Source organism: Nostoc sp. UHCC 0302 (assembly GCF_038096175.1).
GTDB lineage: Bacteria > Cyanobacteriota > Cyanobacteriia > Cyanobacteriales > Nostocaceae > UHCC-0302.
In genome coordinates, this window is sequence record NZ_CP151099.1 from 5,667,817 (window position 1) to 5,681,226 (window position 13,410).

General features: G+C 40.5%; 13 protein-coding genes. 9 read left to right on the forward strand and 4 right to left on the reverse strand.

The features are described 5' to 3' along the window. Positions 1–15 precede the first annotated feature (15 nt). The 3 genes from WKK05_RS24585 to WKK05_RS24595 all read left to right on the forward strand — a co-directional run bounded on the left by WKK05_RS24585 (position 16) and on the right by WKK05_RS24595 (position 1,753). Positions 16–882 carry an aldo/keto reductase gene (locus tag WKK05_RS24585; RefSeq protein WP_341525670.1) on the forward strand — a complete coding sequence of 289 codons (867 nt, stop codon included), beginning with the start codon at positions 16–18 and terminating at the stop codon, positions 880–882. An 85-nt stretch (positions 883–967) separates the two neighbouring features. After that, entirely contained in the window at positions 968–1,099 is a 132-nt protein-coding gene (locus WKK05_RS24590) for a hypothetical protein (protein ID WP_341525671.1), read from the forward strand. A 255-nt stretch (positions 1,100–1,354) separates the two neighbouring features. Beyond that, positions 1,355–1,753: a hypothetical protein gene (locus WKK05_RS24595; protein WP_341525672.1), complete on the forward strand. Its 399-nt coding sequence runs from the start codon at positions 1,355–1,357 to the stop codon at positions 1,751–1,753. Between the two features lie 226 nt (positions 1,754–1,979). Here the strand turns inward: WKK05_RS24595 and pgsA are convergent, their stop codons facing one another. After that, positions 1,980–2,504: a CDP-diacylglycerol--glycerol-3-phosphate 3-phosphatidyltransferase gene (pgsA, locus tag WKK05_RS24600; protein ID WP_341525673.1), complete on the reverse strand. Its 525-nt coding sequence runs from the start codon at positions 2,502–2,504 to the stop codon at positions 1,980–1,982. 234 nt (positions 2,505–2,738) lie between these two features. Here pgsA and WKK05_RS24605 point away from each other — a divergent pair, with 234 nt between their 5' ends. From WKK05_RS24605 to WKK05_RS24630, 6 genes are all read left to right on the forward strand, one after another. After that, positions 2,739–4,160: an aspartate ammonia-lyase gene (locus WKK05_RS24605; RefSeq protein ID WP_341525674.1), complete on the forward strand. Its 1,422-nt coding sequence runs from the start codon at positions 2,739–2,741 to the stop codon at positions 4,158–4,160. A 134-nt stretch (positions 4,161–4,294) separates the two neighbouring features. Continuing rightward, positions 4,295–5,266, forward strand: a complete 972-nt coding sequence (locus tag WKK05_RS24610) for a DUF362 domain-containing protein (RefSeq protein WP_341525675.1) — start codon at positions 4,295–4,297, stop codon at positions 5,264–5,266. Between the two features lie 971 nt (positions 5,267–6,237). Then, positions 6,238–6,426: a hypothetical protein gene (locus WKK05_RS24615; RefSeq protein ID WP_341525676.1), complete on the forward strand. Its 189-nt coding sequence runs from the start codon at positions 6,238–6,240 to the stop codon at positions 6,424–6,426. 489 nt (positions 6,427–6,915) lie between these two features. Beyond that, complete coding sequence (locus WKK05_RS24620) at positions 6,916–7,428, forward strand: inorganic diphosphatase (protein ID WP_341531184.1); 513 nt, start codon at positions 6,916–6,918, stop codon at positions 7,426–7,428. Positions 7,429–7,521: 93 nt separating this feature from the next. Then, positions 7,522–7,905 (forward strand): aspartate 1-decarboxylase, encoded by a 384-nt coding sequence (gene panD, locus WKK05_RS24625; RefSeq protein WP_341525677.1) that lies wholly within the window; start codon positions 7,522–7,524, stop codon positions 7,903–7,905. A gap of 11 nt (positions 7,906–7,916) precedes the next feature. Continuing rightward, positions 7,917–8,816, forward strand: a complete 900-nt coding sequence (locus WKK05_RS24630; protein WP_341525678.1) for an MBL fold metallo-hydrolase — start codon at positions 7,917–7,919, stop codon at positions 8,814–8,816. Between the two features lie 374 nt (positions 8,817–9,190). Here the strand turns inward: WKK05_RS24630 and WKK05_RS24635 are convergent, their stop codons facing one another. From WKK05_RS24635 to WKK05_RS24645, 3 genes are all read right to left on the reverse strand, one after another. Continuing rightward, positions 9,191–10,258, reverse strand: coding sequence for an anthranilate phosphoribosyltransferase family protein (locus WKK05_RS24635; protein ID WP_341525679.1), 1,068 nt, complete (start codon positions 10,256–10,258; stop codon positions 9,191–9,193). A gap of 118 nt (positions 10,259–10,376) precedes the next feature. Continuing rightward, entirely contained in the window at positions 10,377–11,321 is a 945-nt protein-coding gene (locus WKK05_RS24640; RefSeq protein WP_341525680.1) for a LysR family transcriptional regulator, read from the reverse strand. Between the two features lie 713 nt (positions 11,322–12,034). Further along, positions 12,035–13,297 (reverse strand): hypothetical protein, encoded by a 1,263-nt coding sequence (locus WKK05_RS24645; protein WP_341525681.1) that lies wholly within the window; start codon positions 13,295–13,297, stop codon positions 12,035–12,037. Between the last annotated feature and the right edge of the window lie 113 nt (positions 13,298–13,410).

Consider the following 13,410-nt stretch of genomic DNA (forward strand, 5'->3'; position numbering starts at 1 on the left):
AATTCGACTACAAATATGGAAACCAAAGAACTAGGAAAAACTGGTATTTTAGTAAGTGCGATCGGTTTGGGTGGGATGCCGATGTCACTCTCTAATCGCCCTCCGGAATCGCAATCAATAGAAGTTATTCATCGCGCCTTAGATTTGGGCATTACATTTATTGACACTGCCGACTCTTACTGCAAAGATGAGTCAGATAAACACCACAACGAGCGATTAATTCACAAAGCACTTTCTAGTTATCAAGGCGATGTCAGTCAAGTAATTGTCGCCACTAAAGGTGGTTTGATGCGTCCTAATGGAAGCTGGACACGCAACGGTAACCCAGAACATTTGCGCCAAACAATTCGAGTCAGCTTTGAAGCTTTTGGTGGTAATAAACCTATCGATATTTGGCAATACCATGCCCCCGATCCAAATTACACTATTGAAGAATCTCTTGCGCCAGCCAAAGAAGCAGTAGAAGCAGGCTTGATTCGATTTGTGGGAGTTTCTAACTTTTCCGTTGAACAAATTCAGCGGGCGCGGGATGTTGTAGATATTGTTTCGGTGCAAAATCAATACAGCCCTTGGGAACGTCAGCCAGAAACTGATGGCGTGTTGAAGTATTGTGAAAAGGAAGGATTAGCCTTTTTGCCTTGGAGTCCTTTTGGCGGTAGTCGTCGCCATCAGGGGTTACAAGATATTTCTGCGATCGCTCAGTTAGCTAAAGAAAAAGGCGTGTCGGTCTATGCTATTGTCTTAGCGTGGCTGCGTTCCAAGTCGCCTGCTATTTTGCCAATTCCTGGTGCTAGCAAGATTTCTAGCATTGAAGACTCAGCAAAAGCTATCAATGTCAAACTATCTGATCAAGAAGTTCAACGAATTGATCAGGCAACCTAATACTATTTTGGGTTTAAAACTACCCACCTGCTAATTAAATTTAGAACAAGTACTTGGCAATTGGAAATCGCGGTTGACAAATGCAATGTTAACGTTTCGATTTTCAACACTAATTGCTTTGGTGAATCGAAAGCAAGACGCTGTTCCAGACACCTGGAAATCTCAGGATTTTTTAGTTTCCTTTGATATGGTGATGGAAGAGCGTTACTTTTTATAAAAATTTTTATATAAACAATAATCAATTTCAAGCTCAATCAGGATTTATTAAGAATAATTTACATAACAAATTTAATCGTAGTTAATCATCAGAAAATAGATGTAGCAATCTTATTAAGTTATGAAAGCCTTATTAAAGGCTTAATTTATCATGGATATTATAAAATACATTCGAAAAATAATAACCAGATAAGTAAACTTCTAATTTATTTAGGATTCGAATAACCTCTTGACTATAAAGTGTTTACCTTTTGTGATGATTAAAGTTACTCAAAGCATAGACAAAGTTCAATTAAAGAAGTTCTTCAACGTAATGGGTGAGAAAGCAGTAACCCAAAAAGGTTTAACACTGCTTCCTATATTATTAATGTCTTTCATTCCATCAGTAGTTCAAGCCAGTTGCTTGATATGGACTTCTTGGCAACCAACCAGACTAACCCAACAACAATGTTTAAACAGAGCTGAACTAGCAATGAGAAATTCAGGTTTTTCTCAGAATTTTTACACTCTAGAAACAGGAGTCTATGGAGAAAATGGAGGATATAGTGGCACAGTCAGGTGTATAGCTACCAAAGGCGTTGTATTTTTCATTGTTGCAGGCTCCTCTTCTAAGACTGCGGAAAGTTTTTTAGGACGTTTAGAAAACAACTTCTAAACATCTTCAAAAACGAAACTTTAACTTTCCCAGATTAAGCTTTTGTTTTCTGGGGATAGTTTTTATCTGAAGGTTGAATGATAGTTACAGCAGAATTCAGAATGGGCTACGCCACGCTATCCTAACAGAAGTAAAACAGGCTTTATACTTGACTTTACTTCGACTACTTCGGCTGCGCTCAGTACAAGTACGCTCAGTAACCATGAGACCTATGTTGTATACTTCATCAACTTGAAATCTGCTGTAACTTTTGTTGTGGCAAAAGATAAATTGCACCAGATATTAACGTTAATGTGACAGAAATCCAGAAGGCAATCATAGATAGAATTTGCCACTCTTGTGATAAGGGTGCAATTAGAAATGCGATCGCTACTATTTGACTGATGGTTTTGAGCTTACCCCAAATATTTGCTCCTGTAATCGTTGTTTGATTCACTCGCCAACCAGCGATCGCTAATTCCCGCGCTAAAATTAAAAACACTCCCCAAGCTGGAACTTTCCCTAGCTCAATCAAAACCATCAATGGTGCAAGTACTAAAAATTTATCTACCAAGGGATCAAGAAACTTTCCTAAATCGCTAACTTGATTAAGTTTCCGTGCTAAATAGCCGTCTAACCAATCAGTTAATGCAGCAATTAAAAAAATTGTCAAACATATCCACCGAGCTTGTGGTGTGGGATTGTACAATCCGTAAAGTAGAAATGGTACACCTAATAGGCGAGAAAAAGTAATCCAATTTGGCAGCGTCATGAGGAATTAAAAATTAAAAATTAAAAATTAAAAAGAGTTTAACCCAATAAGCAATTAAATACAGCAGTTTGCAAATAAATCAATTACAGTATCTGAATTAAAAAGCTAGATATCAAGCCTTGTTTACCTCTGACTTCTGAATTCTGCTGTAATTGTGCAGATTCTATCAAGATCAGCTTATGTGAGTGTGCCTGCATGGGATGATCTGTTATTTGAGATCCTCCAAACAATCTTATGACTGAACAACCAGATTCCCAATTCCGCATTGAACGCGATTCAATGGGCGATCGCCAAATTGCTAGTAACGTTTATTACGGCATTCAAACCTTACGTGCAATCGAAAACTTCCCAATTAGCGGCATTAAACCTTTATCTACTTACGTAGATGCTTGCTTGTTCATCAAAAAAGCTACAGCAATTGTCAATGGTGAACTGAGTTGCATACCCCAAGATATTAGTCAGGCAATTGTGCAAGCTACTGATGAAATCCTAGCTGGTAAGTTGCGAGATCAGTTTGTAGTGGATGTCTATCAAGCCGGTGCTGGAACTTCGCACCACATGAACGTCAACGAAGTTTTAGCAAATCGCGCCCTAGAAATCCTCGGTGAAGAAAAAGGCAATTACAAGCGCGTTAATCCTAATGACCATGTAAACTACGGGCAGTCTACCAATGATGTGATTCCGACTGCTATTCGGATTGGTGGCTTATTAGCGTTGTCTAAGACACTGCACCCAGCTTTGGAAGGAGCGATCGCAGCCTTGGAAAATAAAGCTGTAGAATTTCAAAATGTCGTTAAATCCGGCAGAACCCATATGCAAGATGCTGTACCTGTGCGTTTGGGTGAAAACTTTCGGGCTTGGGCGCAAATTCTCACAGAACACCAAAACCGAATTTACACTGCCTCTGGAGATTTGATGGTGCTAGGTTTGGGAGGTAGTGCTGCTGGTACAGGGTTGAATACTCATCCTCTGTATCGCGCCCGTGTAGTTGAAGTTCTCTCTGAATTGCTAAATTCTCCCCTAGAACCTGCACCTCATCTCATGGCAGCGATGCAGAGTATGGCCCCATTTGTGAATGTTTCTGGTGCTTTACGCAACTTGGCGCAGGATTTAGTCAAAATATCTCACGACTTACGGCTGATGGATTCTGGCCCAAAAACTGGCTTGAAAGAAATTCAGCTACCCCCTGTACAACCGGGTTCTTCGATTATGCCAGGCAAGTACAATCCGGTGATGGCAGAGATGACATCGATGGTATGTTTTCAGGTAATGGGTTACGACAGTGCGATTGCTTTAGCAGCACAAGCAGGACAATTAGAACTGAATGTGATGATGCCACTGATTGCTTATAACTTGATTCACAGCATTGAAATTCTCGGCAATACCATCGCTGCACTCACCCAACGTTGCATCGAAGGAATTACTGCCAACCAGGAACGTTGTTTGGCATACGCTGAAGGGAGTTTAGCTTTAGTCACCGCATTGAATACCCACATCGGTTATCTGAAAGCAGCTGAAGTAGCCAAAGAATCTTTAGAAACTGGTAAATCTTTACGGCAGATTGTCTTAGAACAAGGATTCATGAGTGAAGCCGAACTAGCCACAGTGTTAAATTTAGAACAAATGAGTGAGATTTTACCCCTCAAGTCAGAATAGGGAGAAGTGAATTACAAACAAAGTAGGAAGATAGGTTATAGGTTATAGGGTATGGGTTACAGGTTACAGAGAATAAGTTACTGTTCCCTATCCCCTATTCATTGCCCTATCTTTACTACTCGTAATTTATATTCATGCAGACTCAAAAACCATCTGTCAGCCTCATCCGGGCTAATTCCTACGAACGAGAAGCCTTACGGGAATCTTTAACCACATTGCTAGAACCTTTAGGGGGAATAGCAGCTTTTGTAAAAAAAGGCGATCGCGTTTTACTCAAACCCAATTTGCTTACAGGAGCGCGTCCTACTAAAGAGTGTACCACCCGCGCCGAACTGGTTCACGAAGTTGCTCAGATGGTAATTGAGGCTGGTGGTAAGCCATTTTTAGGGGATAGTCCGGCTTTTGGCAGTGCTAAGGGAGTAGCAATAGCAAATGGCTATCAACCGATTTTAGAAGAACTGAATCTGCCAATTATTGACTTTCATGGCAAGCGTTATCAAAGTATCAGCGAAAATTTTAACCACCTACTGCTAAGCAAAGAGGCAATGGAAGCTGATGTAGTGATTAACCTACCCAAAGTCAAATCACATATGCAGCTGACAATAACGTTAGGAGTAAAAAACCTCTTTGGTTGCGTCCCTGGCAAAATGAAAGCTTGGTGGCACATGGAAGCTGGGAAAGACGCGAACCGATTTGGTGAAATGTTAGTAGAAACTGCCAAAGCAATCAACCCAAATTTAACCATCTTAGATGGCATTATTGGTCATGAAGGTAACGGCCCAAGTAACGGTGAACCTCGTCAACTAGGTATTTTAGCAGCCGCAGGAAATGTATTTGCTTTAGATCGGGCAATCTTGGAAATCCTCAATGTCCCACCCGAACAAGTACCCACCGTTGCAGCTTCCCAAAGGCTAGGAGTTTGTCCAGAACTTGCTGCCATAGAGTTTCCGCACCTACATCCAGACTCATTAAAAATAGATGACTGGCAACTACCAGATAAATTGATGCCTATCGACTTTGGTATGCCTCGCGTCATTAAGTCTACCTTTAAGCATCTTTACACTCGTTTTATCAAAGAACCAATCAGCGCTTATAGTAAACCTTAACAAAGGGACTGGGGACTAGGGACAACAGAGATAAGGGAATAACTAATAATCAATGCCCACCATGCCCCACAACAAATGACAAATTAGCAACAAGTGCAAACTCTGTTACAACAATTTAAAAATTAGCAGAGTAATTTGTAAATACCCTCCGATTGCTTAACCAGACCGCCCTACTCCAGTGGCGGTTTTTTTGATTTGTTAATTTTTTATTATATTTTTCATATTGCATTTAGTTTTACTGAAAACTACTGTTGATAGTTATACAGTTTTAGTATTTGGGATTCAATATTGGTCTAATACAGCCAATTAATTACATTCAAAGCATTTTTCTCTGCCTAAATCTATCTATATATAGATTGACAAAATTATGTTGATATTAAAGACAGATAGCAATTGAAATTAAGAAATATTGGTTTAGTGAGAATACTCAATAAAGGTTGCACAGCATTGTTAATATATCTGTAATTATGCGGTAGGCATTAGTACATAGTAAAGATTATCATTGACCGACTTTTCTCTAGTCTCAAGTATGTTTATGTATAACTACTACTGAATAATTAGAAACACTACGTTGTATACAGTATTATTCCAAAATTGTATCCTGTATAACAAATAAGCAAGTCCAGCAAAATGACCCTAGCAAAAGCTTTGCAAGATGTTATAATAATGAAGTATTAGACAAATACGTTTGACTAATTAATCTTCGAACAGAAGAAAAAGGTATTTCCTAACGCTGTTACCGAAAGGTATGCCTAAACTATTGATTACACTATACAAAAAACCAAACATGATTGGATAGCGAGAAATTTAGTTTCAAATAGTTTATCTATAAAAAGGATATTCTGACACTTGCTAAAGTGGTTTAACTTGTAGACAGCTAAACAGCTTACAGTTAAACAATATCTAAAATAGCATCAAGACTCTCGCTCAATGACCAACCCTATCAGTTATACGACGAACTGAAATCTTGTATGAATTCAAATAGCCAGTCTACCAATTCTGCCGACACATATTCCCATCGTTTGGCAGACATTGTGGGAACTGCGATCGCATTATTAACTCTAACCTTACCCGTATTTGTCATAGCTCATTATTCTACAAGAGATGTTCAGAATAACCGACCAGCTATGACCTACAACATACAAAAAAGTGAAGATTAAACAAAACTTAAGAGCAATATTTCACTACTAAATAAAGCTTGAAAAAGCAGAAAACGGATTTTTAGACTAATGTCTTAAGATTTATTTCTATGAAATAAACTTAATCCGTATTGTAGAACACCAGATTCAGTAAATTTAACTGAACATAGATACGAATCCCTCTAACGGCAATCAAGGATGAGGGAAATTTAACCAGTATCTTGGAAAAAGCGCTGCATAAAAACTTTGCAGCGCTTTTTCTATTGTTTGACCAATTTTAGGGGCTGGGGATCAGGGAGACAAGGAAGACATGGAGGACAAATACTAATTGTTTACTCCTGACTCACCTCGGCTGCACTCGGTGGTCGCCGAGCGCAGTCGAGGTGCGACCACCGAGTGCGTCCTGCCTTCTGCCTTCTGCGCCATGCCCAATGCACCATATTGTCCTAAAATTCTACACGGGGAGCGAAGCTGAATGCTCCTAAGATTAACCTTTAGTGGTGAATTATGGTGAATTTATCTCGGATTCCTGCCCAACCTAAACCAGGTGTAATTAACATTCTGATTGAAATTGCAGGCGGGAGCAAAAATAAATACGAATTCGACAAAGACTTAGAAGCTTTTGCTCTAGACCGGGTACTTTATTCCTCAGTACAGTATCCATATGACTACGGCTTTGTACCTAATACTTTGGCTGAAGATGGCGATCCATTAGATGGTATGGTAATTATCGACGAGCCAACCTTTCCAGGCTGCGTGATTGCAGCACGACCGATTGGCTTCTTGGAGATGATTGACGGTGGCGATCGCGATGAAAAAATCCTTGCTGTACCGGACAAAGATCCCCGCTACGCTCAAGTAAAATCTCTTAACGACATAGCACCACACCGCTTGGATGAAATTGCTGAGTTTTTCCGTAGTTATAAAAATTTGGAAAAAAAGGTAACTGAAATTCTCGGTTGGCAAGATGTTGACCAAGTAAAACCTCTAGTAGAAAAGTCCGTTAGAGCTTTTAAGGGATAATAAAAAAGTTAGGAGTTATAAGTTACAAGTTATATATTTTTGATTCTTAACTTCTAACTCATAACTCCTAACTATCGATTACCCCTAACCGAAATGCAGCGCACTCTCCTTTTAGGAAAAATTCATAACTGCACCCTTACGGGGGCGAATCTTCACTACGTTGGCAGTATCAGCATTGATCAAATCCTGTTAGACAAAGCTGGCATCTTACCTTATGAGCAGGTACAAGTAGTCAATAATGCCAATGGGCAACGCTTTATTACTTATGCGATCCCGGCTCCAGCTAATTCAGGAATCATTGAGTTAAATGGTGCTGCGGCACGTCTAGGCATTATTGGCGATCGCTTGATTATAATGACTTACGGGCAGTTCACTCCAGAAGAGTTAAAAAATTACTCTCCTACAGTAGTCATTGTGGACGAAAAAAACCGACTATTAGAAGTGCGGCGTTACGATGACCTGCTCAGTAACGTCTAATTTCAAGCAAAATGTCAAACTTTGAGATGTCGGGTTCCCAGAACTACATAACTGAAAAGTCAACTAACCTGCAAAGTAGCCTAGCAGGTGAATTTCAAGTCCAATTTTGGGGAGTACGGGGTTTGATTGCCACCCCAAGCAAGAATACCAGCCGCTATGGTGGAAACACCCCTTGTGTAGAAATACGTGTGGCTGGGAAAAACTTGATTTTTGATGGTGGTACTGGCTTACGCATACTGGGTAAAACTTGGCAGCAACTGCAACAGCCACTAGAAGCCCATTTATTTTTTACAAACTGCCAATCAAACCGTATTCAAGGCTTTCCCTTTTTCGCCCCTGCATTTATTGCAGATAATTCTTTCCACATTTACGGCACAGCTGCCTCAAATGGAGCCTCAATCAAACAATGTTTGTATGACCAGATGCTCCAACCACACTTTCCTTATCCTTTACAGGTAATGCAATCGGAATTGCAGTTTTACAATCTGACTCCAGACAAGGAAGTGAAACTAGATGATGTCATCATTACAACTTCATTAATCAATAATACTCAGCGGTCAATCGGTTACCGAGTTACTTGGCAACAATATAGTCTTGCCTACATCACGGATTTGTACCCAAGCCCAGATGAAGTAGAGCGGGAGAGGATTTTAGAGTTAATTAAAGGCGTCGATTTGCTGATTGCTAATGCTACTTACATCCCGCCAACAGCTCACAACCACGACTCGCCTGATTTACTCTGGCAAACTGCGGTGAATGTCGCTGATAGTGCTGAGGTGCAACGGCTAGTGATTTCTCACCACCACCCAGATGACCACGATGATTTTCTTGACCAAGTTCAAAGCGAGGTTCAATGTGTCTTTCCTAAAACTCTACTAGCTAGCGAAGGTTTAATATTACCTGTAGTGTAATAATTCGTAATACTTCTCTACGAGAGGCTGCGCCCTAAGCGTAGCTATGCCGCAGGCTTTACGGCTACGCGGTAGTTGAGCGTAGTCGAAACTCAGTACAAGTTCGTAATTAAAAGCTACTTTACAAAGCTTGCTAGAAAAGCTTTTCTATGCATTACCCTGCTATAGGGCTATGATTTGATTTTTGAAAAAACTCGCCCTCAACTCGAAAACCCTGATTCCCTACTCCCTAATCCCCACTCCCTGCCTACGCAGAGAATTTCAAAAATCAAATATGATTCCTATACTAAAACAATACATACTTAGATAATTTGGTATCAGAATTAAAAAGTGCTGTTTGACCACAGGCTGCTATGCCTCTACCCAGGCAAGTATTAGGCTGGCTGAAATACTGTTGATACAGAATTGACTGTCTGACTGAGTTGTTCAAGTTTTGCCGCTACTGCGCCACTGGTTAATAATTCTGCTGCCTTGGCTATACCCGATCGCATATCTGGAGAAATACCACTCCGCCATAGGTAAAACCCGCCATTCCACAAGGCTGTTTGCATCAATTCCCCAGGTTTACCAGCTAAAACTGACTGCATTTCGGCAAGTAGTTCTTCAGTAGTGCCGAGGGGTACATTTTTGGTAGTAAAGCCGTATTCACGCGGCACTAAATGCAATCTTTCTAATTCCTGCGATGTTGATGATAAACCGATGATGGCGGTGCGATCGCGTGGTAAATCGCAACTACCTTCTAATCCCTTGACAAATGCAAACTTCGTTACTCCCCGCAGCCCTAATGCTACCTGAAACATCGTTTCTGTTGGAGGATGAACAAACCCAGCAATCATCTGCACATCCCCAGCATAAGGACACCAAATTAGTTCCATTGTCGCGAAGGGCGGACGCTTACCGAGTTGGTCACGGTAATCCCAAATAGTGTTAGTTAAGGGAAAATGCTTAGGCGTATAAACAAAACCGATTCCCGTTTGCTCAAATACCTGCTGGGTTTTTGCCAATGGTAAGGGAGTCCAATCAACACCTAACCCCTGCCAAATTTCTATCAACGGTAAGCCATACTTAGTTGGAAAGCGATCGCCACCGTGCATCACTACTGGTTGTCCTGCGGCAGCGAGTAGTAAAGCCGTTACGTGGCTGATTGGTGCAGTGCGCGTTCTGCCATCATAAGGGATACCAAGAGCGATCGCAGGTCGTGCAGAGGCAATTGGTTGCAGTTTTGGCCCCAGTTCATCATAGGCATCCAACATTCCGGCTAACTCTTCCCCGGTAGGACGCTTAATCCGGTGGGCAATCAAAAATGCTCCAATTTGGGCTGGTGTTGCTTCACCTAGCAACATCATTTTAGTAGCGGCGGCGGCGTCAGCACGAGTTAAATTCTCGCCTGTATGATTTCCACTCCCTACCTTTTGCAGGAATTGCCTAAATATGTTGCTCATTTGTCTTTTGTCCTTTGTTCTCTCTTACAAAGTTCTGATCGCCGTAAGATGGCGCTCAGACTTTGCGCTTTGTCATTTGTCTTTTGAGCAATCACTAATGACTAATGACTAATGACATTTAAGAAGCCGAGCGCTCTTGGTCAAATTGTAGTGGTATATTTTCCCGTACTAGTTCCCAAAAGTGCTTGATAGGAGGAATTTGCAAACGGTCTTGAGTTGTTACCATAACTACCCGACGTGTCAAACTAGAACTTTCAGGCAAAATAGTATTATTGCTAGCTAGGGGACGGACTGCAAGGGTAGGGTCGCAACCTGCTTCAATTAATGCTGAGTGAGGCAGCAAAGCTATTAGTTCTCCTTGGCGCACCACTCCCCGGAAGGCATCTAGGGTGTTTACCTCTAAAACTGCCTGAAGTTTGGCTTCTAGTCGCTCAAATCTATCTTGTATCAGACGTTGCATTCCGTAGCCATCTTTAAAAACCACTTGCGGATAACGAATTAACTCCGACCAAGGGATATATTCATATTGGGCTAGAGGATGATTGGCTGCGGTTAGGACTTCTATCGGTTCATCATAAAGTACTTCTACCACCATTTCTCTACCAGTCGTTAAAAAGCGATTATTCATCACAATTGCCAGATCCACCAATCCATCTTTAAGGACTTTTAAGGCGCGATCGCTACCTAATGATGTCACTCGCAATTGCACGTCTGGATAATCATGACAAAATTTTTGCAACACTGGTGGTAGATAAGAACTGCACAGCGAATGAATTGCTGCAATGCAAAGTTCTGGCTGCTTTCCGGCAATTAAATCTGCTAATTCTTCTGTAGCTGTCTGCCATTCTTGACAAATTTTCCGCGCACGGGGTAGCAAGCGTTCGCCTCCTAGCGTTAGCTTGGCATGATTTGTTCTGTGAAACAGTTCTATTCCCAAATCTGCTTCTAGTGCTTGAATTTGGCGACTGATGGTTGATTGAGTGACACTACATTTCCGCGCTGCTTGTTGAAAGCTGCCGGTTTGGGCGATCGCCAGAAAAGCTTGCAACTGCTCTAGTCGCATTTTTATGTAGCCTGAATTACATTTATGGGTTTCATTAACTTAGCGATTTTCTATTCACAATTTAGTAGAGTTTGTTACAGGTCTTTTTCCTAAAAGATTTTGATATAAATTTTTTAGGCTTGATTTTTCCAATGTTAATCGCCAATTATAATCTTTGCCGCGTATTTTTAGCTAAATATCTCTGGCAATAGTATTGATTATTTTTTTTAGCAATATAAAAATTTCAAGATATAACTTTGTTTACATTTCATGACATTTTGCCGCAGGCTTAACAATAATAAAGCCGAATAAGCTGTCAAATCATCCGAAGGTATGAGTATTCTATACAGCAGATTTCTAGTTGATGAAGTATCCAAATTAGATATTAAAGCCAAGTATAAAGCCTATTTTGCGTTTGAATTCTGAAGGCAGTTGCTACCCTTTGGGAAGCCGCCGCTCCGATGCCAGTTGCCACAAGTCGGGAAACCCGCCCAAGTCGCGACCTTTCGCTGCGCTTGCCCTGATGCTCGTACCCCTAGGGGGAAGCAAGCTACGCCTTTGGCGTCTCACGCCAAGGGCGAAGACTCGCTAACGGCTTGATACAATCGCTCATGAAGAGAACTCTTTGCTCAGACTTTCCGCGCTCATCCCCCACTAAAAGATTGCTGAATTTTAAATTCTCCATTCTTCTTGAATATTAATCCACTTGCAATTATGGTTTAAAGGATAAGTTCCTATTGTTTTCGCTCTAGGAAATTTTTAGGAAAGGGAATAGTGTCAATTTGCAAGCTTCCTTGTGATATATCAGTAACAAACTGCCCCACCGTCTCCCGTATATCCTTAAACGATTTACAAAACATCAATTTTTTGTCCATTTGAATTAGTAAATTACGAAGATTATCTTTTTCTTCTGTATTCTCATCTTTCAGCTTTTTTTCTAGTTCTTCTCTTAACAGATAATGAAAGTCTTTATGTTTAGAATCAAGATGAATAGACTCAAATCCAGTTAGGTGATGTCCTGCAAGATGGTCAATTTCTTTGATCCAAAATTCCAGTTCTGGATCTTCTAGTGCAGGACGAAGAAATGTCTCTTCAAGCTTTTGTCTATCTTTATCTTTTAAAAAAGATAAGGAACATAGTTGATAATACTCTTTCTTTTTTACTTCTAAAATTTTTTCAGATTGATAAGAATTCTTTAGAGACTGTTTTTTAACATTCTTTGTCACTTGATTGTGGAGGTATGTTCGAAGCTGATACACTGCTTCTTTTGCTTCCCGTCGGGCTTCTGCATCTGTCACATTTTTTTGGGTATTAAGACGTTTGTATTTAGCGATTTGGGCATAACTCATCCTGCCGTTCATCACCATATCCACAACTTCGTAATAAGATGGTGAAAATTGTTGCAATAAGTCTAGCGCAGCTTGAATTTCAACTAAATCATTTTCGATTTGCTTGTCTGTAATGGTAAATGTAGGCTCATCAGTTGTTTGCAACGAAATACTTTCTTTTTGTTCTGCCTTGTGTTGTAGCATTTTGAAGCTCATCCAACGCAGAAGAGGTGTCATGCTATTCACACCAAGTTCGGGAATACCATAGTTTATAACGGCAAGCGTGAGTATGGCCCGCCAAAGACAATCTCCAACTATTTCTTTTTGTTGCTTGAGCCGTTCGTCAGCTATGTAATCTTTGAGCCCTTGTTCGCTTTCTTGCTTGTGACTCTCCACCAGCCCTAACTGTAATGCGTAGCGCCTTGTAGCCTCAGACCAGCACCACCAGATAGAAATAGGGGCTTCCAAGAATGCTTTGAGCCGGGAATTAATTGGGGTTTCTAGTACCGATGCATCACGTCCAATCCGTTCAAGGAACTCGGAAGCAGATATCCCTTCCCTTGCTGCCTTGTCTTTGATAGCATCCCAAGCGTTCTGGGTAATAGATAAGCTTCTAACCATTTTTTTCTGTTGATTACCTGTCTCCTCTGCTTTCGTATTTTTTTTCATGGTTTATGAGTAGTGACTAAAATCTTATATAACTTATATAGTTATATAAAATAAATAATTACATAAGATAATTATAAAAATAAATATTTTAATAATTGTAAAAATAAATGTTC

Excerpts from the sequence above, each read along its gene's own strand:
- WKK05_RS24585 (WP_341525670.1), top strand. The coding sequence starts at position 16 with ATGGAAACCAAAGAACTAGGAAAAACTGGTATTTTAGTAAGTGCGATC.
- WKK05_RS24590 (WP_341525671.1), top strand. The coding sequence starts at position 968 with ATGTTAACGTTTCGATTTTCAACACTAATTGCTTTGGTGAATCGAAAG.
- WKK05_RS24595 (WP_341525672.1), top strand. The coding sequence starts at position 1,355 with ATGATTAAAGTTACTCAAAGCATAGACAAAGTTCAATTAAAGAAGTTC.
- pgsA (WP_341525673.1), bottom strand. The coding sequence starts at position 2,504 with ATGACGCTGCCAAATTGGATTACTTTTTCTCGCCTATTAGGTGTACCA.
- WKK05_RS24605 (WP_341525674.1), top strand. The coding sequence starts at position 2,739 with ATGACTGAACAACCAGATTCCCAATTCCGCATTGAACGCGATTCAATG.
- WKK05_RS24610 (WP_341525675.1), top strand. The coding sequence starts at position 4,295 with ATGCAGACTCAAAAACCATCTGTCAGCCTCATCCGGGCTAATTCCTAC.
- WKK05_RS24615 (WP_341525676.1), top strand. The coding sequence starts at position 6,238 with ATGAATTCAAATAGCCAGTCTACCAATTCTGCCGACACATATTCCCAT.
- panD (WP_341525677.1), top strand. The coding sequence starts at position 7,522 with ATGCAGCGCACTCTCCTTTTAGGAAAAATTCATAACTGCACCCTTACG.
- WKK05_RS24630 (WP_341525678.1), top strand. The coding sequence starts at position 7,917 with ATGTCAAACTTTGAGATGTCGGGTTCCCAGAACTACATAACTGAAAAG.
- WKK05_RS24635 (WP_341525679.1), bottom strand. The coding sequence starts at position 10,258 with ATGAGCAACATATTTAGGCAATTCCTGCAAAAGGTAGGGAGTGGAAAT.
- WKK05_RS24640 (WP_341525680.1), bottom strand. The coding sequence starts at position 11,321 with ATGCGACTAGAGCAGTTGCAAGCTTTTCTGGCGATCGCCCAAACCGGC.
- WKK05_RS24645 (WP_341525681.1), bottom strand. The coding sequence starts at position 13,297 with ATGAAAAAAAATACGAAAGCAGAGGAGACAGGTAATCAACAGAAAAAA.